This is a genomic window from Pseudomonas sp. Irchel 3F6, from assembly GCF_900187595.1.
GTDB lineage: Bacteria > Pseudomonadota > Gammaproteobacteria > Pseudomonadales > Pseudomonadaceae > Aquipseudomonas > Aquipseudomonas siliginis.
The window spans coordinates 317011-343647 of the sequence record NZ_FYDP01000005.1; the positions used below are offsets into that span (position 1 = coordinate 317011).

The 26637-nt window shown below is 61.2% G+C and carries 26 protein-coding genes; 15 read left to right on the top strand and 11 right to left on the bottom strand.

Annotation, left to right across the window (positions count from 1 at the left end):
* Positions 1-138 precede the first annotated feature (138 nt).
* Positions 139-816 carry a response regulator transcription factor gene (locus CKW30_RS18830; RefSeq protein WP_016773623.1) on the top strand — a complete coding sequence of 226 codons (678 nt, stop codon included), beginning with the start codon at positions 139-141 and terminating at the stop codon, positions 814-816.
* Complete coding sequence (locus CKW30_RS18835) at positions 813-2159, top strand: ATP-binding protein (RefSeq protein WP_095181576.1); 1347 nt, start codon at positions 813-815, stop codon at positions 2157-2159. The genes CKW30_RS18830 and CKW30_RS18835 overlap by 4 nt, the downstream gene beginning before the upstream one ends.
* Before the next feature lie 204 nt (positions 2160-2363).
* Here the strand turns inward: CKW30_RS18835 and CKW30_RS18840 are convergent, their stop codons facing one another.
* Positions 2364-3362 (bottom strand): AraC family transcriptional regulator, encoded by a 999-nt coding sequence (locus CKW30_RS18840; RefSeq protein WP_095181577.1) that lies wholly within the window; start codon positions 3360-3362, stop codon positions 2364-2366.
* A 346-nt stretch (positions 3363-3708) separates the two neighbouring features.
* Here CKW30_RS18840 and CKW30_RS18845 point away from each other — a divergent pair, with 346 nt between their 5' ends.
* Positions 3709-5043 (top strand): dicarboxylate/amino acid:cation symporter, encoded by a 1335-nt coding sequence (locus CKW30_RS18845; RefSeq protein ID WP_024013978.1) that lies wholly within the window; start codon positions 3709-3711, stop codon positions 5041-5043.
* A 145-nt stretch (positions 5044-5188) separates the two neighbouring features.
* Entirely contained in the window at positions 5189-6370 is a 1182-nt protein-coding gene (locus CKW30_RS18850) for a CaiB/BaiF CoA-transferase family protein (RefSeq protein ID WP_095181578.1), read from the top strand.
* A gap of 107 nt (positions 6371-6477) precedes the next feature.
* On the opposite strand, the gene CKW30_RS18855 is transcribed toward CKW30_RS18850, so the two are convergent.
* Positions 6478-6972 (bottom strand): SprT family zinc-dependent metalloprotease, encoded by a 495-nt coding sequence (locus tag CKW30_RS18855; protein WP_095181579.1) that lies wholly within the window; start codon positions 6970-6972, stop codon positions 6478-6480.
* Between the two features lie 148 nt (positions 6973-7120).
* Positions 7121-7723, bottom strand: coding sequence for a Yip1 family protein (locus CKW30_RS18860; RefSeq protein ID WP_016773629.1), 603 nt, complete (start codon positions 7721-7723; stop codon positions 7121-7123).
* Between the two features lie 427 nt (positions 7724-8150).
* On the opposite strand from CKW30_RS18860, the gene ttcA reads away from it, so the two are divergent.
* Complete coding sequence (gene ttcA, locus CKW30_RS18865) at positions 8151-8975, top strand: tRNA 2-thiocytidine(32) synthetase TtcA (RefSeq protein ID WP_024013975.1); 825 nt, start codon at positions 8151-8153, stop codon at positions 8973-8975.
* Positions 8976-9109: 134 nt separating this feature from the next.
* Complete coding sequence (locus CKW30_RS18870) at positions 9110-9784, top strand: DNA-3-methyladenine glycosylase I (protein ID WP_016773632.1); 675 nt, start codon at positions 9110-9112, stop codon at positions 9782-9784.
* Between the two features lie 88 nt (positions 9785-9872).
* Here CKW30_RS18870 and CKW30_RS18875 read toward each other — a convergent pair whose 3' ends face one another.
* The 3 genes from CKW30_RS18875 to arsC are packed head-to-tail and all read right to left on the bottom strand — an operon-like array spanning position 9873 to position 11244.
* Positions 9873-10298, bottom strand: a complete 426-nt coding sequence (locus tag CKW30_RS18875) for a DUF2069 domain-containing protein (protein WP_016773633.1) — start codon at positions 10296-10298, stop codon at positions 9873-9875.
* Positions 10298-10894: an NAD(P)H:quinone oxidoreductase gene (gene wrbA, locus CKW30_RS18880; protein ID WP_095181580.1), complete on the bottom strand. Its 597-nt coding sequence runs from the start codon at positions 10892-10894 to the stop codon at positions 10298-10300. The genes CKW30_RS18875 and wrbA overlap by 1 nt, the downstream gene beginning before the upstream one ends.
* On the bottom strand, positions 10891-11244 hold the full coding sequence (gene arsC, locus CKW30_RS18885) for an arsenate reductase (glutaredoxin) (RefSeq protein WP_095181581.1): 354 nt from the start codon (positions 11242-11244) through the stop codon (positions 10891-10893). Before arsC ends, wrbA begins: the two co-directional genes overlap by 4 nt.
* A gap of 113 nt (positions 11245-11357) precedes the next feature.
* On the opposite strand from arsC, the gene CKW30_RS18890 reads away from it, so the two are divergent.
* Positions 11358-11825, top strand: coding sequence for a TlpA disulfide reductase family protein (locus CKW30_RS18890; protein ID WP_095181582.1), 468 nt, complete (start codon positions 11358-11360; stop codon positions 11823-11825).
* Positions 11826-12063: 238 nt separating this feature from the next.
* Here CKW30_RS18890 and CKW30_RS18895 read toward each other — a convergent pair whose 3' ends face one another.
* Together CKW30_RS18895 and CKW30_RS18900 are read right to left on the bottom strand one after the other, a co-directional pair.
* Positions 12064-12468 carry an META domain-containing protein gene (locus tag CKW30_RS18895; protein ID WP_073472192.1) on the bottom strand — a complete coding sequence of 135 codons (405 nt, stop codon included), beginning with the start codon at positions 12466-12468 and terminating at the stop codon, positions 12064-12066.
* Positions 12468-12902, bottom strand: a complete 435-nt coding sequence (locus tag CKW30_RS18900; RefSeq protein WP_095181583.1) for a hypothetical protein — start codon at positions 12900-12902, stop codon at positions 12468-12470. Before CKW30_RS18900 ends, CKW30_RS18895 begins: the two co-directional genes overlap by 1 nt.
* Before the next feature lie 134 nt (positions 12903-13036).
* Here CKW30_RS18900 and CKW30_RS18905 point away from each other — a divergent pair, with 134 nt between their 5' ends.
* Complete coding sequence (locus CKW30_RS18905) at positions 13037-13495, top strand: hypothetical protein (protein ID WP_095181584.1); 459 nt, start codon at positions 13037-13039, stop codon at positions 13493-13495.
* 6 nt (positions 13496-13501) lie between these two features.
* Here the strand turns inward: CKW30_RS18905 and CKW30_RS18910 are convergent, their stop codons facing one another.
* The gene (locus CKW30_RS18910) at positions 13502-14491 is read right to left on the bottom strand and encodes a 2-hydroxyacid dehydrogenase (protein ID WP_095181585.1); all 990 of its coding nucleotides are present in this window, start codon (positions 14489-14491) and stop codon (positions 13502-13504) included.
* 81 nt (positions 14492-14572) lie between these two features.
* Positions 14573-17326, bottom strand: a complete 2754-nt coding sequence (locus tag CKW30_RS18915; protein ID WP_095181638.1) for a response regulator — start codon at positions 17324-17326, stop codon at positions 14573-14575.
* A 206-nt stretch (positions 17327-17532) separates the two neighbouring features.
* Here CKW30_RS18915 and CKW30_RS18920 point away from each other — a divergent pair, with 206 nt between their 5' ends.
* From CKW30_RS18920 to CKW30_RS18950, 7 genes are all read left to right on the top strand, one after another.
* Positions 17533-18255 (top strand): response regulator transcription factor, encoded by a 723-nt coding sequence (locus CKW30_RS18920; RefSeq protein ID WP_095181586.1) that lies wholly within the window; start codon positions 17533-17535, stop codon positions 18253-18255.
* A complete protein-coding gene (locus CKW30_RS18925) occupies positions 18242-19666 on the top strand; it encodes a sensor histidine kinase (protein ID WP_095181587.1) in 1425 nt (474 codons plus the stop codon). Before CKW30_RS18920 ends, CKW30_RS18925 begins: the two co-directional genes overlap by 14 nt.
* A gap of 209 nt (positions 19667-19875) precedes the next feature.
* On the top strand, positions 19876-20778 hold the full coding sequence (gene cysM, locus CKW30_RS18930) for a cysteine synthase CysM (protein ID WP_041479583.1): 903 nt from the start codon (positions 19876-19878) through the stop codon (positions 20776-20778).
* A complete protein-coding gene (gene rlmD, locus CKW30_RS18935) occupies positions 20778-22154 on the top strand; it encodes a 23S rRNA (uracil(1939)-C(5))-methyltransferase RlmD (RefSeq protein ID WP_095181588.1) in 1377 nt (458 codons plus the stop codon). Before cysM ends, rlmD begins: the two co-directional genes overlap by 1 nt.
* 101 nt (positions 22155-22255) lie before the next feature.
* Positions 22256-24499 carry a GTP diphosphokinase gene (relA, locus tag CKW30_RS18940; RefSeq protein WP_095181589.1) on the top strand — a complete coding sequence of 748 codons (2244 nt, stop codon included), beginning with the start codon at positions 22256-22258 and terminating at the stop codon, positions 24497-24499.
* A 133-nt stretch (positions 24500-24632) separates the two neighbouring features.
* The gene (mazG, locus tag CKW30_RS18945) at positions 24633-25466 is read left to right on the top strand and encodes a nucleoside triphosphate pyrophosphohydrolase (protein WP_024013963.1); all 834 of its coding nucleotides are present in this window, start codon (positions 24633-24635) and stop codon (positions 25464-25466) included.
* A gap of 26 nt (positions 25467-25492) precedes the next feature.
* Positions 25493-26035 (top strand): DUF2058 domain-containing protein, encoded by a 543-nt coding sequence (locus CKW30_RS18950; RefSeq protein ID WP_016773645.1) that lies wholly within the window; start codon positions 25493-25495, stop codon positions 26033-26035.
* 68 nt (positions 26036-26103) lie between these two features.
* On the opposite strand, the gene CKW30_RS18955 is transcribed toward CKW30_RS18950, so the two are convergent.
* The gene (locus CKW30_RS18955; protein WP_095181590.1) at positions 26104-26292 is read right to left on the bottom strand and encodes a hypothetical protein; all 189 of its coding nucleotides are present in this window, start codon (positions 26290-26292) and stop codon (positions 26104-26106) included.
* Positions 26293-26637: the final 345 nt, after the last annotated feature.

Here is a 26637-nt window from a genome sequence, read left to right on the forward strand (position 1 = left end):
CGCAGTTTGAAGTGTGGGAGCGAGCCTGCTCGCGAAAGGTGTATCAGCCGACACTTGCTTGGCTGATCCACCGTATTCGCGAGCAGGCTCGCTCCCACAGGTAGTTGCCTGGAGAGTTCAAGTGATAGGGAGAAAGGCATGAAACTGTTGGTCGTCGAAGACGAGGCGCTGTTGCGTCATCACCTGCAAACCCGTCTGACGGAGAGCGGTCATGTGGTCGAGTCCGTGGCCAATGCCGAGGAGGCGCTGTACCAGACCGGCCAGTACAACTTCGATCTGGCGGTGATTGATCTCGGCCTGCCGGGCATGGGCGGCCTCGACCTGATCCGCCAGTTGCGCTCGGGCGGCAAGACCTTCCCGATCCTGATCCTCACCGCTCGCGGCAACTGGCAGGACAAGGTCGAAGGGCTTGCCGCCGGTGCCGACGATTACGTGGTCAAGCCGTTCCAGTTCGAAGAACTCGATGCGCGCCTGAACGCATTGCTGCGCCGCTCCAGCGGCTTCACCCAGTCGACCATCGTTGCTGGACCGTTGCTGCTCGACCTCAATCGCAAACAGGCCAGCCTCGATGAGCAACCGCTGGCGCTGACTGCTTACGAATACCGCATCCTCGAATACCTCATGCGCCACCATCAGCAAGTGGTGCCCAAGGATCGCTTGATGGAGCAGCTCTATCCGGACGATGACGAGCGCGATCCGAATGTCATCGAAGTGCTGGTCGGCCGTCTGCGCCGCAAGCTCGAAGGCCCGGCCGGGTTCAAGCCGATCGACACCGTGCGCGGCCTCGGCTACCTGTTCAATGAGCGCTGCACTTGATCCGTTCCCTTCGCGTTCGCTTGATGCTCGCCGCCACCACGTTGGCGGTGTTGTTCATGCTTGCCTTGCTGCCGGCGATGCAGGGTGCCTTCAGCCTTGCCTTGCAGGACTCGATCGAGCAACGTCTGGCCTCCGACGTCACCACATTGATTTCCGCCGCACGGGTGGAAAACGGTCGGCTGGTGATGCCGTCGCAATTGCCCGACGAACGCTTCAACCTCACCGATTTCCGTTTGCTCGGCTATATCTACGACCGCGACGGCAAGTTGGTGTGGCGTTCGAAAGCCACCCAGGAAGAACAGATCAACTACAAACCGCGCTACGACGGCCTCGGCAATGAGTTCGCGCGGATCCGTGAAGCCAGCGGTCAGGAATTTTTTGTCTACGACGTCGAAGTCAAATTGCTCGGCGGCAAAAGCGCAGCGTTCAGCATCGTCGCTCTGCAACCGGTACGTGAATACGAAACCACCCTCGAAGGCCTGCGGGAAAATCTCTATCTGGGCTTCGGTGCGGCGTTGCTGGTATTGCTGGCGCTGCTATGGATCGGCCTGACCTGGGGCCTCAAGGCCTTGCGCCGCTTGAGCCAGGAACTCGACGAAATCGAAGGCGGTACTCGCGAAAGCCTGACGGAAAAACACCCGCGTGAACTGCTGCGCCTGACCGGCTCGCTCAACCGCTTGCTGCTCAGCGAACGCCAGCAACGCAGCCGCTACCGCGACTCCCTCGACGACCTCGCCCACAGCCTGAAAACCCCGTTGGCGGTGCTGCAAGGCGTCAGCGAAGACATGGCCCAGCGTCCCGCAGACCGCGACCAGGCCTGGGTTCTGCAAAGCCAGATCGAACGCATGAGCCAGCAGATCAGCTACCAACTGCAACGGGCCAGCCTGCGCAAAAGCGGCCTGGTGCGCCATCAGGTGCGCCTGCAACCGGTGCTCAAAAGCCTGTGCGATACGCTGGACAAGGTCTACCGCGACAAACACGTGCGCGTGACCTTTGATCTGCCCGAGCACTGCTACGTGCCGATCGAGCAGGGCGCCTTGCTGGAAATGCTCGGCAACCTGCTGGAAAACGCCTATCGCCTGTGCCTCGGCGAAGTGCGGGTCAGCGTGCGCGAATCACTGGCCGGGATCGAGTTGTGTGTCGAGGATGATGGCCCGGGTGTGCCACTCGATCAGCGTGCGCGGATTCTCGAACGCGGCGAACGCCTGGATGCCCAACATCCGGGGCAGGGCATCGGGCTGGCGGTGGTCAAGGACATCATCGAAAGCTACAACGCCCGTTTGGCCTTGGGTGATTCACCGATGGGCGGGGCGGCGTTCAGGATTGATTTTCCTGCGGTGTGATTGCGAGCTGCCCTCACCCTAACCCTCTCCCAGAGGTAGAGGGGACTGACCGAAGTGTCTTTGGAAAATTATCGACCTGAGCGGTTTGCAGCGAATATGGATTCAATAGAGAGCTTGCAGGTCGGCGTATTTCTCAAGCATCCCCCAATCAGTCCCCTCTCCCTCCGGGAGAGGGTTAGGGTGAGGGGCTTTTGATTTAGCGCCTCATTGCTCCTGCGCCCGATAAGCCCCCGGTGTCAGCCCCGTCCATTTCTTGAACGCCCGATGAAACGCCGAAGGCTCAGAGAACCCGAGCTGCTCGGCAATCTGTTGCAACGACAGCTCCGCCCGACCCAGATGGTAGATGGCGATATCCCGCCGCAGCTGATCCTTGAGTTCCTGAAAACTGCTGCCTTCCTCGCGCAAATGCCGGCGCAAGGTTTGCGGGCTGATATGCAGATGCGCGGCGACGGCTTCCAGATCCGGCCAACTCGCAGCGTCGCGACTGAGCAAGCGGCGCAGACGGCTGCTCAGGCTGTCGCCGTCGTCCGGGCGTGAGAGCAGGTCGGCGGGGGAGCGTTCGAGAAAATGCTTGAGCGTGCGTTCGTCCTGCAACAGCGGCATGGCCAGATAGCGACTGTGAAACAGCAGGTTGCTTTGCTCGGCATCAAAGGTCAGCGGGCAGGGGAACAGCAGGTCATATTCGCTGCCGTGCTCGGGGCGCGGATAGCTGAAGGTTGCCTGCTCCAGGCGTATCCGCTGGCCGATCAGCCAACTGCCGAGGCGGTGCCAGATCACCAACAAACTCTCGCTGAGAAAATGATCCGGGTCCCACCACTGCGCGTCGTCCAGACTCAAACGCACCCATTCGTCTTCGCGACGCAGGGTCAGGCGTGGAGCGTCGGGGAACAGGCTGTAAAACAACAAGCCACGTTGCAGAGCTTTCTCCAGGTTACGGCAGTGAATCGAGGCGTGGCACATCATGGCGAAGCTGCCGGGCTTGCTCGGGGCGTTACCGAAACCCAGGTATTCGTCGTCCAGCGCCAGCCACAGCCCTTGAATCAGCCGGGTGAACTGCTCAGGGGCAATCCGCGCGCGGGGCTCGTCGAGCAACTCCGGGCTGATCCCCAGTTGCTGTAACAGGCCTGAATAATCCAGGCCGCGCCGGCGCGCACCGCCAAGGGCGGCACGGGCGAAATGGCTGGCGATGGTGCTTTCGCGCATAAGCGGCAATCCTTGTTCAGGCACCGATCGTAATGGCGGGCCGGCAACGCCACAAGGCGGATTTCCGCCAAATTGCAGGACGCTGAACGCTCAGTTGGCGGAAATCCGCCATGCCTCAAGTCGCTGATTGGTGACAGGGAACTCCCGCAGGCCCTGATATCAAAAGGCTTGCTGCCATTTGCACCAATCTGGCACGACGTTTGCGATACAAGCCACAGAAGCGTGCATTCTCCGACCGGGAAAAATGCCGTTCCAACAACAAATCCCTCCAGTGCAGGAGGGTTCGCAATTAAGGTTCGGCGCTCGACAGATGGATGTTGCCGCTGGACGCTTGAGGAAACCTGCAATGACGACTCGTCAGCCACTGTACAAATCCCTGTATTTCCAGGTGATCGTTGCCATCGCCATCGGCATCCTGCTCGGTCACTTCTATCCGCAGACCGGTGTGGCCCTCAAGCCACTGGGTGACGGCTTCATCAAGCTGATCAAAATGGTCATCGCCCCGATCATCTTCTGTACTGTTGTCAGCGGCATCGCCGGCATGCAGAACATGAAGTCGGTAGGCAAGACCGGCGGCTACGCGCTGCTGTACTTCGAAATCGTTTCGACCATTGCCCTGCTGATCGGTCTGGTCGTGGTCAACGTTGTGCAACCGGGCGCCGGCATGCACATCGACGTCACCACCCTGGACGCCTCGAAAATCGCCACCTACGTGACGGCCAGTAAAGACCAGAGCATTGTCGGTTTCCTCCTCAATGTGATCCCGAACACCATCGTCGGCGCGTTCGCCACCGGTGACATCCTGCAAGTGCTGATGTTCTCGGTGATCTTCGGCTACGCCCTGCATCGCCTCGGCTCGTACGGCCGTCCGCTGCTGGACATGATCGATCGCTTCGCCCACGTGATGTTCAACATCATCAACATGATCATGAAACTGGCGCCACTGGGTGCGTTCGGTGCCATGGCGTTCACCATCGGTGCCTACGGTGTCGGCTCGCTGGTGCAACTGGGCCAGTTGATGATCTGCTTCTACATCACCTGCGTCCTGTTCGTCGTGCTGGTGCTGGGTGCGATCTGCCGGGCTCACGGTTTCAGCGTGTTCAAACTGGTGCGCTACATCCGTGAAGAGCTGTTGATCGTACTGGGTACGTCCTCGTCGGAATCGGCACTGCCACGCATGCTGATCAAGATGGAGCGTCTGGGCGCGAAGAAATCCGTCGTGGGTCTGGTGATCCCGACCGGTTACTCGTTCAACCTCGACGGTACTTCGATCTACCTGACCATGGCCGCCGTGTTCATCGCTCAGGCGACTGATACGCACATGGACATCACCCACCAGATCACTCTGCTGCTGGTGCTGCTGCTGTCCTCCAAAGGCGCGGCAGGTGTGACCGGTTCGGGCTTCATCGTTCTGGCCGCGACGCTGTCGGCCGTAGGTCACCTGCCGGTTGCCGGTCTGGCGCTGATCCTCGGTATCGACCGTTTCATGTCTGAAGCCCGCGCGCTGACCAATCTGGTCGGTAACGCTGTAGCGACCATCGTCGTGGCCAAGTGGGTCAAGGAGCTGGACACCGATCAACTGCAGACCGAGCTGGCTTCCGGCGGTCGCGGTATCTCCGATGAGCGTGAAGAAGACGACCTGGGTGTGGCTGAAGGCCCAACCCCGAGCAATGTGAAGTAAGCATCGCTTGCACAGAAAAACCCGCTCCGGCGGGTTTTTTCTTGCCCGGAATTTGAGCGCAACGGTCACACCTGCTGACATTTGCGGTGATTGCCGCATCGGCAATGGCTGCCTAGGCTGAGTACATCGCCCAAGGAGTTCACCCATGTCTGCACCGCTGGCCTCACTGAAGATTCTCGATTTCTCGACCTTGCTGCCGGGGCCGTTCGCCTCGTTGCTGCTGGCGGACATGGGCGCCGAGGTGCTGCGCATCGAATCGCCGACGCGTATGGATCTGCTGCGGGTGCTGCCGCCGCATGATGGCGGGGTCTCGGCCAGCCACGCTTATCTGAACCGCAACAAGCGCAGTCTGGCGCTGGACCTGAAACAGCCCGAAGCGCTGCAGATCATCAAGCAACTGCTGGGCGAGTACGACATCGTCCTCGAGCAGTTTCGCCCCGGGGTGATGGAGCGTCTGGGCCTGGGTTATGAAGCGTTGAAAGCGATCAATCCAAAGCTGATTTATGTGTCGATCAGCGGTTACGGCCAGAGCGGGCCGTACAAGGAGCGCGCCGGGCATGACATCAATTATCTGGCGCTGGCGGGACTCGCCAGTTACACCGGACGCGCCGACAGCGGGCCGTTGCCGCTGGGCATGCAGGTGGCGGACGTGGCGGGCGGCTCGCTACACGGCGTGATCGGCTTGCTGGCAGCGGTGATTGCCCGTCAGCAAACCGGGCAGGGCACCCATCTGGATGTGAGCATGACCGACTGCGCGTTCAGCCTGAACGCCATGGCCGGCGCTGGCTATCTGGCCTGCGGCGCGGAACCGGGCCGCGAAGATCAGATGCTCAACGGCGGCAGTTTCTATGACTATTACCGCACCCGGGATGGGCGCTGGATGTCGGTGGGCAGTCTGGAGCCGGCCTTCATGCAGCAATTGTGCACGGCGCTGGGCCGGCCGGAGCTGGCGGCGCAAGGGTTGTCGCCCAGGCCCGAGCAACAACAAGCCTTGAAAGAGGCGTTGCGCATCGAATTCGAGCGGCACGATTTTGCAGAACTGTGTGAATTGTTCGCCGGGGTCGATGCCTGTGTCGAGCCGGTACTGAGTCTGGGCGAGGCGTTGCGCCATCCGCAGTTACAGGCGCGGGAGCTGGTGACCCAGGTGCCGCGCGGCGATGGTACGACGCAGGCGCAGATGGCCTGTCCGTTGAAATTCTCTCAAGCATTGCCGGCGCCAAGGCATGTTGGCGCGGGGTTGGGGCTGCATACGGATGAGGTGTTGGGGGAGTTAGGGTTGAGTGCTGAGCGGATCGCCGAGTTGCGTTCGGCCAGGGTGATTCTGTAGCGCTCATGCCGCCGCCTTCGCGAGCAGGCTCGCTCCCACATTGAAATGCATTCCCCTGTGGGAGCGAGCCTGCTCGCGAAGGGGCCCGCCGATACTCTACAAAACTGTCATTCCACCCGCATTTCACCACTGAACACCAGCGTACTGCGGCAACGCCGGCACAGATACCGCCGCCCTTGCCGCACCAGGCCATGGCGCTGGGCGGTAAACGGGAAATCACTGTCGGGGCACGGGCATTTGTAGATATAGCGGGTCACGCTGCGCCGCTTGATTTCATAGGTGTGGCAGCGATCCGGCGGCAGTTCGTAGACGCCGCGCATGATCAGTTGCCACTCCTCGCCATGGGGCTGGATGCGGTCGCCGAACAGTTGATGAGCGATCAGGTGGGCGACTTCGTGGGCCACGGTCTGCTTGAGGAAGTGTTCGGTGTTTTCCCGGTACAGCTGCGGGTTGAAGCGCAGCAGGTTCTCGTGCAGATGCGCGACACCGGCTTTCTGCCCGCGCAGCTTGAGACTGACCACGGGGCGTTTGAAGGAACGTTTGAAAAAGGATTCAGCGAGTTGGTAACAATCTTCGACGCGGGTATTGAGTTGCTCGGACATGCTTGATGGATCTCCAGAGACGCCGAGTATGCCGCAACCCCGGCGACTTGCGAATCGCCGACCTGCCGAATGGTCGTCGCTCCAACAAGAAGGCCGCCTTGCGGCGGCCTGTATTGGCAGATGTTGTTTTTCTCAGGGAGGAAACAGGTCAGTTGGTATAGACCGGGCCGACACCCAGGCCCCAGACAATCACGGTGAACGCCATGATCGCCACCAGCACCACCAGCCCAACCGCGAGCACCGAGCTGGAAAACAGAAAGCCTTCATCCGAAGGGATGTTCATGAACGTCGGCAAGCCGACATACAACAGATAGACCGTGTAGCAGATGGCCGCCGTACCGACAATCATCCCCAGCCACATGTGCGGATACAGCGCCGCCAGACCGCCGACGAACAACGGTGTCGCCGTGTAAGTGGCGAATGCCACGCAACGGGCCAAGCTTGGATTGGCGTCATAGGTGCGCGCCATCCAGTGCACGAAGGCGCCCATCACCGCGACCCCGCCGAGCATCGCCAGGTACGACATGATGGTCATCCACAGAGCGCTTTCAAACGTGAGCATTACCGGCGCGCGGTTGCCGATCACCCAGCCGACCTGGGTCGTGCCGATGAACGCCGAGACAGCGGGGATCGCCGCTAGAATGAGCGTATGCGTCAGGTACATGTGGCTGATGCTTTCCTCTTGGTCGCCACGGATCTCCTTCCATTCCTGATCGGGGTGGGTAAAAAGTCCCACTACGTGATGGATCATGCCATTCACTCCTCTTGTCATTGCCATCGCCCCCCAACGGAGCGCCTACGGGCCAAGATGGCCGAGCAAATACAGGTCTTCAGATGTGTGCGACCTTATGTCGCAGTATAGAAAGGAGTCCAGCGCACCGGTATGCCGGGCTTAGAGCAAATCGCGCTGTAAACGGGATGGATAATCGCCTCGGGGTCTTGCGCGGGAAGGCATTTTTGGGGTTGAAACACTTTTTGTGGCGAGGGGATTTATCCCCGTTCGGCTGCGCAGCAGTCGCCAGCCCATTCAGCGCGCAGTGTCAGGCATTACGAGTTCCCAGGTTTTGGGGCTGCTTCGCAACCCAGCGGGGATAATTCCCCTCGCCACAGATGCTTCGCGCTACCGGGGTTTTTGCGTAAAATGCCGGCCTTTCGTCACACCTCACGGATTTCGCGTCATGGGCACTCTTACGGTCAACCAGAACAAACTGCAAAAGCGCCTGCGCCGCCTGGCCGGCGAAGCGGTCGCCGATTTCAACATGATCGAGGACGGCGACAAGGTCATGGTCTGCCTGTCCGGGGGCAAGGACAGCTACACCATGCTCGACGTGCTGATGCACCTGCAGAAGGTTGCACCGATCAAGTTCGACATCGTCGCGGTGAACATGGACCAGAAACAGCCGGGCTTTCCTGAGCACGTGCTGCCGGCCTATCTGAAAGAACTGGGCATCGAGTACCACATCGTCGAGAAAGACACCTACTCGGTGGTCAAGGAACTGGTGCCGGAAGGCAAGACCACCTGCTCGCTGTGCTCGCGCCTGCGTCGCGGCACCCTGTACACCTTCGCTGACGAAATCGGCGCGACGAAAATGGCCCTCGGTCATCACCGCGACGACATCGTCGAAACGTTCTTCCTCAACATGTTCTTCAACGGCACCCTCAAAGCGATGCCGCCGAAGCTGCGCGCCGACGATGGCCGCAACGTGGTGATTCGTCCGCTGGCTTACTGCAACGAAAAGGACATTCAGGCCTACTCGGACTTGAAGCAATTCCCGATCATCCCGTGCAACCTCTGCGGCTCGCAGGAAAACCTGCAGCGCCAGGTGGTCAAGGAAATGCTCCAGGACTGGGATCGCAAGACCCCGGGCCGTACCGAATCGATTTTCCGCAGCCTGCAGAACGTGGTGCCATCGCAACTGGCCGACCGCAACCTGTTCGACTTCACCAGCCTGAAGATCGACGAGACTGCAGCTTCACGCTTCGTTAACGTCGTCAATCTGTAAACACCTTCAAATGTGGGAGCGAGCCTGCTCGCGAAAGCGGTGTGTCATTCAACTGATTGGTTGACTGAGACTCCCTCTTCGCGAGCAGGCTCGCTCCCACATTGGTTTCTTCGCTTCATTCAATAGGAGAGGGCATGCGCGATTACAAGTGGCTGCACGAATACTGTCTGAACCGTTTCGGTTCGGCGGCTGAACTGGAAGCCCATCTGCCCGTTCCCAAGACCCCCGCACAACTGCGTAAGATCCGCGACGACCGCTACCTCTCGACCATGGCCCTGCGGGTTTTTCGCGCCGGGCTCAAGCACAGCCTGGTCGACGCCAAGTGGCCGGCGTTCGAAGAGGTGTTCTTCAAGTTCGATCCGGAAAAAGTCGTGCTGATGAGCGCCGAGCACCTTGAGCGGCTGATGCAGGACGCGCGGATCATCCGCCATCTGGGCAAGCTGAAAAGTGTGCCGCGCAATGCGCAGTTCATTCTCGATGTGGAAAAGGACAAGGGCAGCTTCGGCGCATTGATCGCCGACTGGCCGGTGACCGATATCGTCGGCCTGTGGACGTACCTGAAAAAGCACGGCCACCAACTCGGCGGGCTGTCGGCGCCACGCTTTTTGCGCATGGTCGGCAAGGACACGTTCGTGCCGAGCTACGACGTGGTCGCGGCGCTTAATGCGCAGAAGATCGTCGACAAAGTGCCGACCAGCCAGCGCGATCTGGCGACGGTGCAGAACGCGTTCAACCAGTGGCATGAGCAGAGTGGCGGACGGCCGATGAGCCAGATTTCGATGATGCTCGCCTATACCGTCAACCATTAAAACCGCGTCGCTGCATTCGCGAGCAGGCTCGCTCCCACCTCTGGAATGCATTCCCTGTGGGAGCGAGCCTGCTCGCGAAAGCGGTTGGTCAGGCGACGCTGATCTCGCCTTCGCCAGCCAATTTGCGATTCAACTGATAGCGCCAGCGCACATACAGCAGCGCCGAGCAGAACACCGCCAGGCTTGCGGCCATTTCCAGCAGGCCGAACAACTGCCGGTTGGGGTCGTACGCCGCCAGGGCGCCTTTGATGAAGTACAGGTTCACCACAAAACACATCCACGAATGGCCACGGGCGCTGCCCATGATCATCGCCGGGGCGAGGACCAGCCACGGGATCAGCTCGACCAGCAGAATCACCCACGGCCGCGCGCCATGCAGGTCGGCGAACAGCAGGTAATAAACAGCGAGCAAGCCGGCGAGGGCGAAAAAGCTCAGCAGGCTGAGCACTCGCATCGCCTTGACCCGTGGCTCTAGCCACTCTATCGAGGGCAGGACTTTCGGCTTCTTCGCCATCAGCCCACCAGCTTCAGTGCGGTTTTCGCCAAGCGCAGACCGAGTGCGCGACACAGCGCCACTTCATGCTGATCAAGACCGTTCTTGCCGTCGGCACCGGCGTGATGGCTGGCCCCGTAAGGCGTGCCGCCACCTTCGGTTTCGAGCAGGGCCGATTCGCTGTAGGGCAGGCCAGTGATGAGCATGCCGTGGTGCAGCAACGGCAACATCATCGACAGCAGCGTGGTTTCCTGACCGCCGTGCAGGCTGGCGGTAGAGGTGAACACACCGGCCGGTTTGCCGACCAGCGCGCCGGTCAGCCAGAGGTTGCTGGTGCCGTCGAGGAAGTACTTGAGCGGCGCGGCCATGTTGCCGAAACGCGTCGGACTGCCCAAGGCGAGGCCAGCGCAGTTCTTCAGATCGTCGAGGCTGGCGTAGAGCGCGCCTTCGGCGGGAATCTCCGCCGCTACCGCTTCGCATTCGGTGGAAATCGCCGGCACTGTGCGCAGACGCGCTTCCATTCCGGCCTGCTCGACGCCACGGGCGATTTGCCGGGCCATCTCGTTGGTCGAACCGTTGCGGCTGTAATAGAGAACCAGAATGTACGGCGTGCTCATGGCAACAACTCCAGCACGTTTTCCGGTGGGCGACCGATGACGGCCTTGTCGCCGACTTCCAGAATCGGCCGCTCCATGAGTTTCGGGTGCGCGGCAATGGCGTCGATCAGCTGCTGCTCGCTGAGGCTGGCGTCGGCCAGGTTCAGGGTTTTGTATTCCACTTCACCGCTGCGCAGCAGCTGTCGCGCGCTGATCCCGAGCTTGCCGAGCAGGGCCTTGATCTGCGCGGCGCTGAGCGGCGTTTCCAGGTAGCGCACGACATTCGGATGCAAGCCGCGGGCTTCGAGCAGTTCCAGCGCGCCGCGGGATTTCGAGCAGCGCGGATTGTGATAAAGCGTCAGATCGGTCATGGCGGGTCGCTTCTGGCGTAAAGTGGCGGCTATTCTAACTGTGCGGCGCGCAATCCAGAACCGTCAGAGGCGATGGGTCGCAGGCGCTTTCGAATTTTCACAAGGAACACGACATGACACGGCGATTGGCAGCGGCATTGACGATTCTCGGGGCGTTGATGCTGGGGGGCTGCGGTAATGATTACGGCATCGACCAGAACGGCCAGAAGGTAGCGTCCGAACGTCTGGACAAGCAGTGGGTGGTGCTCAATTACTGGGCCGAATGGTGTGGCCCATGCCGCACGGAAATTCCCGAGCTGAATCATTTGGCTGATGAGCTCAAGAGCAAGAACGTCGGGGTGTTCGGGGTCAATTTCGACAACGTGCAGGGCGCGGAGCTGAAAGAGGCAAGCGAAAAACTCGGCATCAAGTTCACCGTGCTGGCGCAGGATCCGGCCGAGCTGTTCGACCTGCCGCGCAGTGAGGCGCTGCCGGTGACGTTCATCATTGATGACAAGGGCAAGGTGCGTGAGCAGTTGCTGGGTGAGCAGACGGCGGCGGGGGTGATGGCGAAGCTGGAGGCGTTGCAGGCTACGAAGTAAACCGCCAGAAGCCCCTCACCCCAGCCCTCTCCCGGGGGGAGAGGGGGCCGACCGAGGTGTCTTTCGTCGTACATCGACCTGAGACACCGAGTTGATTATGGTCCCGTCAGACAGAATCCAGTCGATTATGGATTCGGCGAAGAATTACCACGTCGACATAACTCTTCAATATCCCCCAATCAGTCCCCTCTCCCTCTGGGAGAGGGCTAGGGTGAGGGCCTTGGCGATCCAGGGCGGATCAACCCTCTTCCAGCCACCAGCGCAACGGTTTGCCTTGAGCCGGCCAGAAGCGTATCTGCTCGATGGGCGAAATGTCCCAGCGCTCGACTTTTTCCAGCGCCTGCAGGAACCGTTGTTCCTGCTCCATCAGCGCCGGGGCGCAGAGCTTGCGGGTCTTGCCGATCTTGCCGAAGCTCAGCTTGTCGCCGTCCTGCGTGTACGGCGCGAACCAATGATTACAGCCGCCGTTGCCGTAGGCGCGGCCGTCATCGCCGAGGGTCACGGTCAAATGGCTGTAATCCATCAGTGGCCGCTCGCCGATCCATTCCAGAATGTAGCTGCGGTTGTGCTGCAGTTGTACCGGCTCTGCGGCGCAACCAGCCAGGCCGACACCGATCAGTGCGGTCAGGGCGAGGCGTTTCATCATGCAGGCTCCTGGCATTTCGGGCACAGGTGCTTGTCGCCAGCGGTTTTCCAGCCGAGCTCGGCGATGCGCGCAGTGGCGGCGGGTTTCTCGGCGGTTTTGCCGAGTTTGGCATCCACGGCGAATTCGAAACTCAGCTCTTTCGCGCAGCTGTCGCAGTTGACCTGCCAGGTGTGAATGGCCAGTTCGCCAAACACCGGGCCTGTGGTCATTGCGGTCCATTGGCCTGGCGGATTGATCAAGTGGCGGACCGTGTCGACGGTCAGGCGCATGGACAAATCCTTGCTGCCTTTGAGGGTGACCAACAGGGCATCGCCGATGCGGATCGAGCCACCGTTACCGGTCACCTGATAGCGGCCCGGAACGAGGGCGCGGCATTCGGTGAGGGTGTGTTGCGGGTTCATCAGGGTGTAGCGGAAATCGTGTTCGACCATGGGTCCTCCAAATATGCGCGACATGCTAGCACGGGCTCGATTGCAGAATGATGCACGCGTGCGACCTTCGATCCGGTTCAAATGCGCCGACAGTCATGGCACACTGCCGGCCCCCGAATCTGAAGGAACGGAACATGGCGCTGATCGAATGTTATGAATGCAAGCGGAGCATCAGTTCCGAAGCGCTGGTGTGCATTCACTGCGGCGCGCCGATGGCCGAACATGCCGCCATGCAGGCGCAATCGACGGCGGCACCGGTGCAAGCCGCGACGATTTCCTTCGGCAGCCTGCCACGCAACAAGGCAGTGCCCGAGGCGGTTGCGCCGCCAGTGTCCGAGCCTTTACCCAAAGTGATGCCGGCAGCAGCAGGGCGTCGCCGTCGTCAGCAGGCCGCAGAACAGGCCCGCGAGGAGCAGCAACCGCTCAACGCCGATGGCAGCCGCCCGGTGGAGGGCTGGCTGAAAATCATGGTGTTTCTGCTACCGGCGTTTTTCGTCTGGTTCCTGCTGCGCAACGGCCATTCGAGCAAGCAGCGCCTGCTCGGGTTCGGCTGGCTGGGCTTGCTGATCCTGGCGTCTTCGCTGTCCAAGTAAAACCGTTCAACCCTCGACCTGGTTCTGCGGCGCACCTGCCGCCCAGATCGCGATGTTGTGCAGGGTGGTCGCGGCAATCGCGCCCAATGCTTCGCGGGTCAGAAACGCCTGATGCGCGGTGATGATCACGTTGGGAAACGTCAGCAGACGCGCCAGCACATCGTCCTGCAACGGCAGGTCGGAGCGATCCTCGAAAAACAGCTGCGCCTCTTCCTCGTAAACATCCAGCCCCAGATACCCGAGTTGACCGTCCTTCAGCGCGTCGATCAGCGCCGGCGTGTCCACCAGCCCGCCACGCCCGGTGTTGATCAGCATCGCCCCCGCCTGCATGTGCGCCAGTGAGTCGCGATTGATCAGGTGCTTGCTCTGCTCGTTGAGCGGGCAATGCAGGCTGATGATCCGCGACTGCGCGAGCAACTCCGGCAGGCTCAGATAACGTGCGCCCAAGGCCAGCACCTCGGGATTGGGATACGGATCGTAGGCCAGCAATTCACAGCCGAAGCCGTGCATGATTTTCGCGAACGTTGCACCGATCTGTCCGGTGCCGACGATGCCGACGGTCTTGCCGACCAGATCGAAACCAGTCAGGCCATGCAGGCTGAAATCGCCTTCGCGGGTGCGGTTGTAGGCGCGATGCAAGCGACGATTGAGGGCGAGGATCAGCGCCACGGCATGTTCGGCTACGGCATGCGGCGAGTAGGCCGGCACACGCACGACGGCCAGGCCGAGGCGTTTCACCGCCGGCAGGTCGACATGGTTATAACCGGCCGAACGCAGGGCAATCAGCCGCGTACCGCCAGCAGCGAGGCGTTCGAGCACCGGTGCGCTGAGGTCGTCATTGATGAACGCGCAGACCACTTCGTGCTGCTCGGCCAACGCCGCCGTATCGAGGCTCAGTCGCGCCGCTTGAAAATGCAATTCGAGCCCGGCCGGGCAGTCGGCGCCGAGAAAGCTGTCGCGATCGTAGGTCTGACTGCTGAAAAAGATTGTGCGCATGAATCCTCCTGGAACATCGACGCGGGCCGCAATGGCCCGCGACAACTGTAGCGCTTTGCGCGTGCAGCGCCTTGCCGTGGATCAGGCGCTGATGCGCGCCTGCGCTGCGAGTCGATTGATCGAGCGCTCCAGTTCATCCAGCGCGGCGGCGGCTTTCGGATCGTCCTGCTTGAGCAGGGTTTCGCTGCGCTGGCAGGCGGCGCGCAGTTGTGGCACGCCGCAATAACGGGTGGCGCCATGCAAACGGTGCACGCGTTCGAGCAGGGCATTCTGGTCGTGGCTGTCACGGGCGGCGCGAATCGCTTCGCGGTCGGCTTCCAGCGAGGCCAGCAGCATGGCGAGCATGTCTGCCGCCAGATCCGCTTTGCCCGCCGCCAGGCGCAAGCCTTCTTCGTGATCGAGCACCGGCAGTTCCTGCTGACTCGCCGCGCTGTCGCCGTTGCGCTCCGGCGCCTGATTGCGCAGGGCCAGTCCGGTCCACTTCAACACCACCTGCGCCAGTTGCCGCTCGCTGATCGGTTTGGTCAGGTAGTCGTCCATGCCGCTTTGCAGCAGCGCGCGTTTTTCGTTGGCCATGGCGTGGGCAGTGAGGGCGACGATCGGCAGCGGCGTGCAATGCCGCTCGCTTTCCCACTGGCGAATGGTTTCGGTGGTCTGGCGACCGTCCATGCCCGGCATCTGCACGTCCATCAGCACCAGATCGAAAGATTCGCTCTGCACGGCTTTGACGGCCGCGTAACCGCTTTCCACCGCGAGCACTCGAGCGCCCATGTCTTCGAGCAGGGTCTGCACCAGCAACAGATTGGCCGGGTTGTCGTCGACACACAGCACGCGCGGCGCACGGCTGGACAGCGGCTCGCCCGGTTCGCTGCGGGTCTGGCGCGGATTGACCAGATCGGACAACGCCCGGCGCAGCTTGCGCGTACACGCCGGTTTGGCTTGCAGCTGGCTGTGCGGGTTGGGCACCGACAGATGAAACAGCGTCTGTTCGGTGGTCGGGCACAGCACCAGCACTTTGCAGCCCAGATGTTCAAGGTCCCAGATGTGCTGATTCAAACGCTCCGGGAGCATGTCGTTGCTGGTGATGCCGATCACCGCCAGATCGATCGCCTGATCGGTCTGATGCGCGCCGGTAACGCCATTGCTCAGGCTTTCCAGGGTATTGAACGGCGTAACTTGCAGTCCGCAGTCTTCCAACTGATGTTGCAAGGCCTGACGCGCCAGTTCGTGATTTTCCAGCACCGCCACGCGGCGTCCGAGCAATGGCGCGGCGGGCAGGTCTTCGGCGTCGTCGCGAGTCTTGGGCAGGCTCAGGCTGATCCAGAATTCCGAACCTTCGCCCGGGGTGCTGTCGACGCCGATCTCGCCGCCCATCTGCTCGATCAGGCGCTTGGAAATCACCAGCCCCAGGCCGGTGCCGCCGGGTTGGCGCGACAGCGAATTGTCGGCCTGACTGAAAGCCTGAAACAGCGCGCGCACATCCTGATTCGACAGGCCGATGCCGGTGTCCTGAATGCTGATGCGCAGTTGCACGCTGTCTTCGTGTTCGTCTTCGAGCATCGCCCGGGCGACGATGGTGCCTTCGCGGGTGAACTTGATTGCGTTGCTGACCAGATTGGTGAGGATCTGCTTCAGACGCAACGGATCGCCGACCAGCGACAGCGGCGTGTCGCGATAGACCAGACTGACCAGCTCAAGCTGCTTGGCGTGCGCGGCCGGGGCGAGAATGGTCAGGGTGTCTTGCAGCAGGTCGCGCAGGTTGAACGGAATGTGATCGAGCACCAGTTTGCCGGCCTCGATCTTCGAGAAGTCGAGAATCTCGTTGATGATTCCCAACAGGCTGTCGGCAGACTTTTCGATGGTGCCCAGATAGTCGAGCTGGCGCGGGGTCAGTTCGCTTTTCTGCAACAGGTGAGTGAAACCGAGAATGCCGTTCAGCGGCGTGCGGATCTCGTGGCTCATGTTGGCGAGGAATTCGGATTTGATCCGACTGGCTTCCAGCGCTTCTTTGCGCGCCAGGTCCAGTTCGATGTTCTGGATCTCGATGGTTTCCAGATTCTGCCGCACGTCTTCGGTGGCCTGATCGACGCTGTGCTGCAATTCTTCGCGAGCATTCTGCAGGGTGCCGGCCATGCGGTTGATGCCCGAGGCCAGTTCGTCCAGCTCCTGGCTGCCGAGGGGCGGCAAGCGGGTTTCCAGATGACCGTCCTTGAGTTGCGCGACTGCCTGTTTGATCTGGCTCAGCGGACGGTTGATGGTGCGGCCCATGCGCAACGCGAGGAGGGCGGCGCCGGCAAGTCCGGCGGCGATCAGCAGCAGGCTGGCGAACAGGCTGCGATAGCCGCGCAGCAACATGCCGTTGTGCGACAGCTCCAGCTCGACCCAGCCGAGCAGGCGTTCGGATTCTTCGGGAATGATTTCACCGGCGAGATTGCGGTGCTTGCCGAACACCGGCATCAGGTAGCGCGTCGCGTCATTGCCGCTGCGTCTTTGCAACAGCGCGCTGTCGCCGCTCGGGGCCTGATTGAGCATGGTCGGGCCGGCGTGGGCCAGTGGCGAGCGGTCCGCAGCGAGGAAGGTCACCGCACGCACGTCGGGTTGTTCAAGGGACTGGGTGGCGATGCGTTCGAGCAGATCGGAGTCGCCGTGGCCCATCGCCGGCGCCACCAGCGGCGCCAGTTGCTCGGCGATCATTTCGCCGCGCTGCATCAATTGGCTGTGCAGGTCGGTCTGCTGCGTCCAGGTGAAATAGCCACCCAGCACCAGCGCCATCAGGCTGGTCGGCAACAAGGTCAGCAACAGCACGCGACCTTTGATTCCCAGTTTCTTGAGCACGCCTATCTCCCGCATCCCGCTGATCTGTTGACACATGCGTGCATCCGGCACGCGACATGGGCGCAGTGTAGCGATTTGCAGGCGGGCAATCTTGCGGAAAATGCAGCGCCGCCGACGCACTCGTTCGTCCGACAGGCCAAGCTTGTGTTGCCCGCTGTCGGACAATCTTGAATAATCCGCCAACTGAGAATTACTTGCAGATACTCATGACTCCTGTTTCCGTTGGCCAGCCACGCATCCTTTCCATTGAAGACGACCCGGTCCTCGGCGCGTATGTGCACGAGCATCTGGGCCGCAGCGGTTTTCAGGTGACCTGGTGCCAGAACGGCCAGGAAGGTCTGAACATCGCCCAGCGTCAGCCTTTCGACGTGGTGCTGATGGATATTCTGCTGCCGGGGCTCGATGGTCTGCAGTTGTTGACGCAATTGCGGCAGAGCCATTCGACGCCGGTGCTGCTGATGTCGGCGCTGGGTGCCGAGGCCGATCGCATCAGCGGTTTCCGCCTCGGTGCCGATGACTATCTGCCCAAGCCGTTCAGCATGGCCGAGTTGCATGTGCGCATCGAAGCGATCCTGCGCCGGGTGGCGTTGGATCGGCGCCCGCCTGCGGTTACCGCTGCGGTGGTCAGCGGCACCCTGCGTTTCGATGACGAACACTGCGACGTGTTCTTCGGCGAGCAAGCGGCCGGGTTGACCCGCAGCGAATTCCGTCTGCTGGAAACCCTGCACCGCAACACCGAGGAAGTGTTGAGCAAGGCCTTCCTTTATCAGCACGTCCTGCAACGCGGCTTTGCGGCGCACGACCGCAGCCTCGACATGCACATCAGCCAGATCCGCCGCAAACTCAAAGCCATCGGTTATACCGAGCGCGAAGTGCGCACGGTGTGGGGCAAGGGCTACGTCTTGAGCGGCGCCGATGAAACTGTCTGAGCTGCCGGGGCGGCATTCGCTGTTCTGGAAACTGGCGTGCCTGCTGGTGGCATTCTGTCTGCTGATGATCTGGCTGAGCTGGTCGTGGGGCCGCTACATGGAGGAGCGCAATCAGTTCCTCTCCAGTGACGCCCGCAGCACCCTCAGCCGTTATGCCGCGCAAGCCGAACAGGCGTGGCAGCGCGGCGGGCGCAATGGCGTCGATGACTGGTTGCAGAGCATGGAATTGCGCGAGGCCAGTTGGGTCGGGGTGATCGGCGCTGATTTGCAGTCGCTGAGCAGCCAGCCGTTGAACGCCGCGGAGGTGCAGCACCTTACCTTTTTGCGCGGCCTCGACTGGCCGATCCACAAGAAGGGCCGACCTTGGCTGCGGGTACCGTTCCCGCAGGATCCGGCCGCCGGCATTCTGGTCATCGAGTTGCCCGAGCGCTTTGTTCCGGGCAAGTACCGGGTGTTCTGGCGGGTGATCACCAACGGCGTGATTCCCGGGCTGTTCACCCTGTTGCTCTGTGTCGGCCTGTATCGCCTGCTGGTGGTGCCGCTGAACAACCTGCGCGAACAGGCCAACGCCTGGCGCGCCGATCAGTTGAACGTGCGCCTGTCGAGCGGCATCACCCAGCGCCCGGATGAACTCGGTGAGCTGGCGCGGGCCTTCGATTCCATGTCCGAGCGCCTGCAAAGCACAGTCGCCTTGCAGCAGCAGTTATTGCGCGACTTGTCCCACGAACTGCGCACGCCGCTGAGCCGTCTGCGTGTGGCCAGCGAAAGCGAACAAGGTCTGCCGCAGCTACGCGAGCGCATCGGCCGCGAGGTCGACGGCATGCAGCGGCTGGTCGAAGACACCCTGCAACTGGCCTGGCTCGACACCGACCGCTCGCCGTTACCAAATGAAGCGATCCAGATTCAGGCACTGTGGGAAATGCTCACCGACAACGCCTGTTATGAAAGCGGCTGGCCGAGCCTGCAATTGCAATGCTCGGTCGAAGCTTCGTGTTGGGTGCGCGGCAACCTCAATACCCTCGCGCAAGCGCTGGAAAACATCCTGCGCAACGCCATTCGTCACTCGCCGGAGGGCGGGATTGTGCGGCTCGATGGACGGCGCGATGGCGAGTATTGGCATTTGTGGCTGGAGGATCAGGGCGGCGGCGTGGCTGACGAAGATCTGCAGCGGATCTTTTCGCCGTTCATTCGATTGGACGGATCGAGACCCGGGGATGGTGGCTTTGGCCTGGGCTTGAGCATTGCGCGTAATGCGGTGCAGCGCCAGGGCGGGTTGCTCTGGGCGCAAAACACCGGGGCGGGGCTGCGGTTGAATTTGCGCTTGTTGGCGGATGATGGCGTCGCCCATGCGGACGCCTTCGCGAGCAGGCTCGCTCCCACAATGGCTGTGCATTCACCGCAGATCGCATAAGCAAAATTCATCCCCTGTGGGAGCGAGCCTGCTCGCGAATTCAAGCATCACCCCAAGAACTGAGTGTTACTCAAATAAAAGTCGCACCACTGGCGCGACTTTTATTTGCTTATTCCCATAAACCATAAGCACCGCACTTTGCGTGATATGGCCTGCGCGGGTTTGCCGGTATGATAGGCGCCCCCGCACGTCTGGATTGCGAATACGCCATGACCTTGCAGTACCCAACCATCGCCGATTGCGTCGGCAACACGCCGCTGGTGCGTTTGCAGCGCCTGCCCGGCGCCACCAGCAACACCCTTTTGCTCAAGCTCGAAGGGAACAACCCGGCGGGTTCGGTCAAGGACCGCCCGGCGTTGTCGATGATCACTCGCGCCGAGTTGCGCGGGCAGATCAATCCCGGCGATACGCTGATCGAGGCGACCTCCGGCAACACCGGCATCGCGCTGGCGATGGCCGCTGCGATCAAGGGTTACAAGATGATCCTGATCATGCCGGACAACTCCAGCGCCGAGCGCAAAGCGGCGATGACCGCTTACGGTGCCGAGCTGATCCTGGTGACTCAGGAAGAGGGCATGGAAGGCGCCCGCGATCTCGCCCAGCGTATGGAAGCCGAAGGCCGTGGCAAGGTGCTCGACCAGTTCGCCAACGGCGACAACCCGGAAGCGCACTACACCACCACCGGTCCGGAAATCTGGCGTCAGACCCAGGGCAGCATCACCCATTTCGTCAGTTCGATGGGCACCACCGGCACCATCATGGGCGTGTCGCGCTACCTCAAAGAACAGAGCGACAGCGTACAGATCGTCGGCCTGCAACCGATGGAAGGCTCGGCCATTCCCGGCATCCGCCGCTGGCCGCAGGAATACCTGCCGAAGATTTACCAGGCCGACCGCGTCGATCGCATCGTCGATATGGCGCAAAGCGAAGCCGAAGACGTGACCCGGCGCCTGGCCCGCGAAGAAGGCATCTTCTGCGGCGTGTCCTCGGGCGGTGCGGTGGCAGCGATGCTGCGCCTGTCCAGAGAAGTTGAAAACGCGGTGATCGTTGCGATCATCTGCGACCGTGGCGACCGTTATCTGTCGACCGGCATTTTCGACGCGCCGAACTGATGGCCAAGCACGAACGAGGCCTGCGCTTCCAGCCCACCGGCGGCAGCAAGGCGCCACAGATCCCGACCGGCAAAAAGCAGCGCTTGAGTATCGAGCGCCTGGCCAATGACGGTCGCGGTATCGCGTTTTTCGAAGGCAAAACCTGGTTCGTCCTCGGCGCCCTTGCCGGTGAAGAGGTCGAAGCACGGGTGCTCGGCGCCCACGGCAAAGTGGTCGAGGCGCGTACCGAGCGCGTGTTCACGGCCAGCGAATTGCGGCGCCCGGCAGCATGCCCACACTTCGGCCGCTGTGGCGGTTGTAGCGTTCAGCACTTGCCCCACGCTGAACAACTCGCCCTGAAACAGCGCATGCTCGCCGAGCAATTGTCGCGGGTGGCCGGTGTCGAACCTGAAGAGTGGGCGGCGCCGCTGAGCGGCCCGGAATTCGGCTACCGTCGGCGCGCGCGCATCGCCGTGCGCTGGGACATGAAGGCAAAAAAACTCGAAGTGGGTTTCCGCGCTGCCGGCAGTCAGGACATCGTCGCGATCAGCGAATGCCCGGTGCTGGTACAGCCCTTGCAACCGATCATGACCCGCTTGCCAGAGATGCTGCGGCGCTTGAGCAAACCGCAGGCGCTGGGCCATGTCGAGTTGTTCAGCGGCTCATCTCTGGCGCTATTGCTGCGGCACATGGCGCCGTTGTCCGAAGCGGATCTGACCATTCTCAAGGATTTCTGCCAGTTCCATGAAGCGCAGTTGTGGCTGCATGGCGAAGGTGAACCGCAACCGGTCGAAGCCGGTCAGAGCCTCGGCTATCGCCTGGAACAGTGGGATCTCGAGCTGGCGTACCGGCCGGGTGACTTCGTTCAGGTCAACGCCGGGGTCAACGAAGCGATGATCGCTCAGGCTCTGGACTGGCTTAAACCGACGGCTGAAGAACGCGTGCTCGACCTGTTTTGCGGTCTGGGAAATTTTGCGCTACCGCTGGCCAAAAGCGTCCGTGAAGTGGTGGCGGTGGAGGGTGTGCAGACCATGGTCGAGCGTGCCGCTGCAAATGCCATCAGTAACAATTTGCATAACACAAAGTTTTTTCAAGCCGATTTATCCCAGCCTTTGAGCGATGCCCAGTGGATCGGAAACGGCTTTTCTGCGGTACTCTTGGACCCACCGCGTGACGGTGCTTTCGAGGTGGTGCGCAAGCTCGCGACCCTGGGTGCCAAACGGTTGGTATATGTGTCGTGCAATCCGGCCACGCTGGCGCGCGACACGCAGGAATTGATCAAGCAGGGCTACCGGTTAAAACGTGCCGGGATTCTCGATATGTTTCCTCAGACGGCACATGTCGAGGCCATGGCGTTATTTGAAGCGAGCCAGGACGGCTCGTCTGAATCCGTCTGATCTGTCCGCGCAGCGCTCGCCTGAGCCCCGCGAGCGCGAACGGACACTGAGGATCAGCGATTTGACGCATTGAATCTGCGTCGTAGGGAAGGTAAAGCAGCATGGTACAGGTGAGAGCACACCAGCCGATCAACACCGACGGCAGTATCAATCTCGAGGCCTGGCTCGATCACGCGGTCAGTGTCGATCTGGCACTGGATCGCGAGGCCTTGAAAGAAGCCTGCGAGTTCGCTCGCGAGGCCGAACAGCAGTCCAATGCGAAGAAGAATCTGTGGGCCGAAGGCTCCTGCAGTTTCAGCACTGGCCTTGAGATCGCCGAGATCCTCGCCGACCTCAAGCTCGACCAGGATTCGCTGGTCGCAGCCGTTTTGTATCGCGGCGTGCGCGAAGGCCAGATCGAGCTGGCGGCCATCGGCCAGCGCTTCGGTCCGGTGGTGGCCAAGCTGATCGACGGCGTGCAGCGCATGGCGGCCATCAGCGCCAGCCTCAGCCCACGGCAATCGATGGTCATGGGCACCCAAGGGCAGGTCGAGAACCTGCGCAAGATGCTCGTGGCGATGGTCGATGACGTGCGCGTTGCGCTGATCAAACTGGCCGAACGCACCTGCGCCATCCGTGCGGTGAAAACCGCTGACGATGAAAAGCGCAACCGCGTCGCTCGCGAAGTCTTCGACATCTATGCGCCACTGGCGCATCGCCTCGGCATCGGTCACATCAAATGGGAACTGGAGGACTTGTCCTTCCGTTATCTGGAACCCGATCAATACAAACAGATCGCCAAGTTGCTCCACGAGCGGCGGCTGGATCGCGAGCGCTTCATCAGCGACGTGATGACCCAGCTCAAGGACGAACTGCAGGCCACTGGTGTCGATGCCGACATCAGCGGCCGGGCCAAACACATCTACTCGATCTGGCGCAAAATGCAGCGCAAGGGTCTGGAATTCAGCCAGATCTACGACGTTCGCGCCGTGCGCGTGCTGGTGCCGGAAATGCGCGACTGCTACACCGCGCTCGGTATCGTCCACACCCTGTGGCGGCACATCCCGAAAGAATTCGACGACTACATCGCCAACCCGAAAGAGAACGGCTACCGCTCGCTGCACACGGCGGTGATCGGCCCGGAGGGCAAGGTCCTCGAGGTGCAGATCCGCACCCACTCCATGCACGAAGAAGCCGAACTCGGCGTCTGCGCGCACTGGCGCTACAAGGGCACCGACGTCAAATCCGGCTCGAACCATTACGAAGAGAAAATTTCCTGGCTGCGTCAGGTGCTCGAATGGCATGAAGAGCTGGGTGATATCGGCGGTCTGGCCGAACAGTTGCGCGTCGACATCGAGCCTGATCGGGTTTACATCTTCACTCCCGACGGACACGCCATCGACTTGCCGAAAGGCGCGACGCCGCTGGATTTCGCCTATCGGGTGCACACCGAAATCGGCCACAACTGCCGGGGCGCGAAGATCAACGGGCGTATCGTGCCGTTGAACTACAGCCTGCAGACCGGCGAGCAGGTCGAGATCATCACCAGCAAGCACGGCACGCCGAGCCGCGACTGGCTGAACCCGAACCTCGGTTACGTCACCACCTCGCGCGCGCGGGCGAAGATCGTTCACTGGTTCAAGCTGCAGGCTCGCGATCAGAACGTTGCGGCCGGTAAAACCCTGATCGAGCGCGAACTCAATCGCCTCGGCCTGCCGGCGGTGGATTTCGACAAGCTGGCCGAAAAGGCCAACATGAAAACCGCCGAAGACATGTTCGCCGCCCTCGGTGCCGGTGACCTGCGTCAGGCGCATCTGGTCAACCTCGCGCAGCAACTGGTCGAACCGGAGCGCGGCAACGAACAGTTGGAACTGATCCCGCGCAAGGCGACCGGTTACAAGCCGGGCAAGCGCGGCGATATCCAGATCCAGGGCGTCGGCAACCTGATGACGCAAATGGCCGGTTGCTGCCAGCCACTGCCGGGCGATGCGATTGTCGGTTACATCACCCAGGGCCGTGGTGTGAGCATTCACCGCCAGGACTGCGCCTCGGTGCTGCAACTGGGCGGGCGCGAGCCGGAGCGGATCATCCAGGTCAGCTGGGGCCCGGTGCCGGTGCTCACCTATCCGGTGGACATCATCATTCGCGCCTACGACCGTTCCGGGCTGCTGCGTGACGTCTCGCAGGTGCTGCTCAACGAGCGCATCAACGTGCTGGCGGTCAACACCCGCTCGAACAAGGAAGACAACACCGCGCTGATGTCGCTGACCATCGAGATCCCCGGTCTGGATGCGCTGGGGCGGCTGCTGGGGCGGATTTCGCAATTGCCGAACATCATCGAAACGCGGCGTAACCGTACCCCGTGATGCAATTGATTGTTCCCTGTGGGAGCGAGCCTGCTCGCGAAGAGGGCGTGTCAGTCGACATCTTTGTTGCAGACACAGCGCTTTCGCGAGCAGGCTCGCTCCCACAATGGTTTTGTGGTGAGACAGAAAAATGATGTACAGCCTCGAAGACCTGCTCCATCTGATGTCCCGTCTGCGCGATCCGCAGTTCGGTTGTCCGTGGGACATCAAGCAAACCTACGCGACCATCGTCCCGCACACCCTCGAAGAAGCCTATGAAGTGGCCGATGCCATCGAGCGTGGCGATCTCGACCATTTGCAAGGCGAGTTGGGCGATCTGTTGTTTCAGGTGGTGTATTACAGCCAGTTGGCCAAGGAAGAAGGGCGGTTCGAATTCGCCGGGGTGATCGATAGCATCACGCGTAAACTGATCCGTCGTCATCCGCATGTGTTCCCGACGGGCGACCTGTACGCGCCGCTCGACGTGCCGCGCTTGAGCGAAGAGCAGGTCAAGCAGCGCTGGGAAGAGATCAAGGCCGAAGAGCGTGCCGAGAAAGCCTCGGCGCCCGAGCAGTTGTCCTTGCTCGACGACGTGCCGGCCACCTTGCCGGCACTGTCGCGCTCAGCCAAGTTGCAGAAGCGCGCCGGGCAGGTCGGTTTTGACTGGCCGGACGCTTTGCCGGTGCTCGACAAGGTTCGCGAAGAGCTCGATGAAGTGCTCGAAGCCATGTCCGAAAACGATCCGGTGGCGGTGGCCGACGAGATCGGCGATCTGCTGTTTTCCGTGGTCAATCTGGCCCGGCATCTGAAGGTCGATCCGGAAACCGCCTTGCGCGGCGCCAACGGCAAGTTTGAAAGACGTTTCCGTTTTATCGAACAGGCATTGCGCGACACCCACCGTCCCATGGAAGATTGCACCCTCGAAGAGTTGGACGCCCTGTGGGGCGAAGCCAAACGCCAGGAAAAGAATGAGCCCAGCTGCGGCTGAGCCGTTGCCCAAGTGAGTAAGCATTGATGAGCCTTTCCCTTCGCGACCAGTTGCTCAAAGCAGGCCTGGTCAACCAAAAGCAGGCCAAGCAGGTCAGCAAAGACAAGCAGAAGCAACAGCGCCTGGCCCACAAAGGCCAGGCCGAGCTGGACGATTCGCAGCAGCGCGCCGCCCAGGAAGCCATGGCCGAGAAGGTCAAGCGCGACCAGGAACTGAACCGTCAGCAGCAGGAGAAGGCCGAGGCCAAGGCCCGCGCTGCGCAGGTCAAGCAGTTGATCGAAGTCTCGCGTCTGCCCAAGCTGACCACCGAGGACTACTACAACTTCGTCGACGACAAGAAGGTCAAGCGCATCTCGGTCAACACGCTGATGCGCAACAAGCTCAGCAGCGGTTCGTTGGCGATCGTGCACCACAACGGCGGCTATGAAGTGATCCCCCGTGAAGCGGCGCTGAAGATCCAGGAGCGCGACCCGCAGCGCATCGTCCAGCTCAACGTGCAGACCGAAGAGGTCAACGCTGAGGACGATCCGTACGCGGCGTACCAGATCCCTGATGATCTGATGTGGTAAATCCACGGCTGTAAAAACGACGAACCCCGCTCATGGCGGGGTTTGTCGTTTTCAAATGCTGTGTTGTTTCAGGCGGACTTCAGTTCTCTTTGCTGTTCCTGCACTTCCAGTTCAGCCTTGTAGTTGTGGGCATCGATCTCGTTGTGGAACATGCCGACCAGCAAGCCTTGTTGATGCACATCCCAGATACGGATGCCGGCGGCCAGGCCTTCATGGGACATGTGTGAATCGTCGCGTTCAGTTACTTTTACAGTCATCTGCTAGCTCCAGATCTCAAGTTACTGCACCAAGGCGTGTGCAGGATTCTGTTATAGGATTTGTTAGTCAGCTAAGTAAACTGCCGATTGGCGCAAGGTGTTGTTGCGGATTTCGCAACAAAGCTGGAGGCCGCGTAAACCGCGACATTCGGTCGCAGGGTAGTAAGTTTCATGACAGAAGTTTCATCTCCAGAACACTCTGGATCCCTGTCTTTGATCGTTCCCACGCGAAGCGTGGGAATGCCTCTGGGGACGCTCCGCGTCCAGTGACGCGGAGCGTCACGGGCTGCATTCCCACGCAGAGCGTGGGAACGATCAAAGTTTCATCTCCAGAACACACTGAAA

What these genes read in the sequence shown, in the direction of transcription:
- CKW30_RS18830 (WP_016773623.1), top strand. Translation starts at nt 139, where the DNA reads ATGAAACTGTTGGTCGTCGAAGACGAGGCGCTGTTGCGTCATCACCTG.
- CKW30_RS18840 (WP_095181577.1), bottom strand. Translation starts at nt 3,362, where the DNA reads ATGCGCGAAAGCACCATCGCCAGCCATTTCGCCCGTGCCGCCCTTGGC.
- CKW30_RS18845 (WP_024013978.1), top strand. Translation starts at nt 3,709, where the DNA reads ATGACGACTCGTCAGCCACTGTACAAATCCCTGTATTTCCAGGTGATC.
- CKW30_RS18850 (WP_095181578.1), top strand. Translation starts at nt 5,189, where the DNA reads ATGTCTGCACCGCTGGCCTCACTGAAGATTCTCGATTTCTCGACCTTG.
- CKW30_RS18855 (WP_095181579.1), bottom strand. Translation starts at nt 6,972, where the DNA reads ATGTCCGAGCAACTCAATACCCGCGTCGAAGATTGTTACCAACTCGCT.
- CKW30_RS18860 (WP_016773629.1), bottom strand. Translation starts at nt 7,723, where the DNA reads ATGATCCATCACGTAGTGGGACTTTTTACCCACCCCGATCAGGAATGG.
- ttcA (WP_024013975.1), top strand. Translation starts at nt 8,151, where the DNA reads ATGGGCACTCTTACGGTCAACCAGAACAAACTGCAAAAGCGCCTGCGC.
- CKW30_RS18870 (WP_016773632.1), top strand. Translation starts at nt 9,110, where the DNA reads ATGCGCGATTACAAGTGGCTGCACGAATACTGTCTGAACCGTTTCGGT.
- CKW30_RS18875 (WP_016773633.1), bottom strand. Translation starts at nt 10,298, where the DNA reads ATGGCGAAGAAGCCGAAAGTCCTGCCCTCGATAGAGTGGCTAGAGCCA.
- wrbA (WP_095181580.1), bottom strand. Translation starts at nt 10,894, where the DNA reads ATGAGCACGCCGTACATTCTGGTTCTCTATTACAGCCGCAACGGTTCG.
- arsC (WP_095181581.1), bottom strand. Translation starts at nt 11,244, where the DNA reads ATGACCGATCTGACGCTTTATCACAATCCGCGCTGCTCGAAATCCCGC.
- CKW30_RS18890 (WP_095181582.1), top strand. Translation starts at nt 11,358, where the DNA reads ATGACACGGCGATTGGCAGCGGCATTGACGATTCTCGGGGCGTTGATG.
- CKW30_RS18895 (WP_073472192.1), bottom strand. Translation starts at nt 12,468, where the DNA reads ATGAAACGCCTCGCCCTGACCGCACTGATCGGTGTCGGCCTGGCTGGT.
- CKW30_RS18900 (WP_095181583.1), bottom strand. Translation starts at nt 12,902, where the DNA reads ATGGTCGAACACGATTTCCGCTACACCCTGATGAACCCGCAACACACC.
- CKW30_RS18905 (WP_095181584.1), top strand. Translation starts at nt 13,037, where the DNA reads ATGGCGCTGATCGAATGTTATGAATGCAAGCGGAGCATCAGTTCCGAA.
- CKW30_RS18910 (WP_095181585.1), bottom strand. Translation starts at nt 14,491, where the DNA reads ATGCGCACAATCTTTTTCAGCAGTCAGACCTACGATCGCGACAGCTTT.
- CKW30_RS18920 (WP_095181586.1), top strand. Translation starts at nt 17,533, where the DNA reads ATGACTCCTGTTTCCGTTGGCCAGCCACGCATCCTTTCCATTGAAGAC.
- CKW30_RS18925 (WP_095181587.1), top strand. Translation starts at nt 18,242, where the DNA reads ATGAAACTGTCTGAGCTGCCGGGGCGGCATTCGCTGTTCTGGAAACTG.
- cysM (WP_041479583.1), top strand. Translation starts at nt 19,876, where the DNA reads ATGACCTTGCAGTACCCAACCATCGCCGATTGCGTCGGCAACACGCCG.
- rlmD (WP_095181588.1), top strand. Translation starts at nt 20,778, where the DNA reads ATGGCCAAGCACGAACGAGGCCTGCGCTTCCAGCCCACCGGCGGCAGC.
- relA (WP_095181589.1), top strand. Translation starts at nt 22,256, where the DNA reads ATGGTACAGGTGAGAGCACACCAGCCGATCAACACCGACGGCAGTATC.
- mazG (WP_024013963.1), top strand. Translation starts at nt 24,633, where the DNA reads ATGTACAGCCTCGAAGACCTGCTCCATCTGATGTCCCGTCTGCGCGAT.
- CKW30_RS18950 (WP_016773645.1), top strand. Translation starts at nt 25,493, where the DNA reads ATGAGCCTTTCCCTTCGCGACCAGTTGCTCAAAGCAGGCCTGGTCAAC.
- CKW30_RS18955 (WP_095181590.1), bottom strand. Translation starts at nt 26,292, where the DNA reads ATGACTGTAAAAGTAACTGAACGCGACGATTCACACATGTCCCATGAA.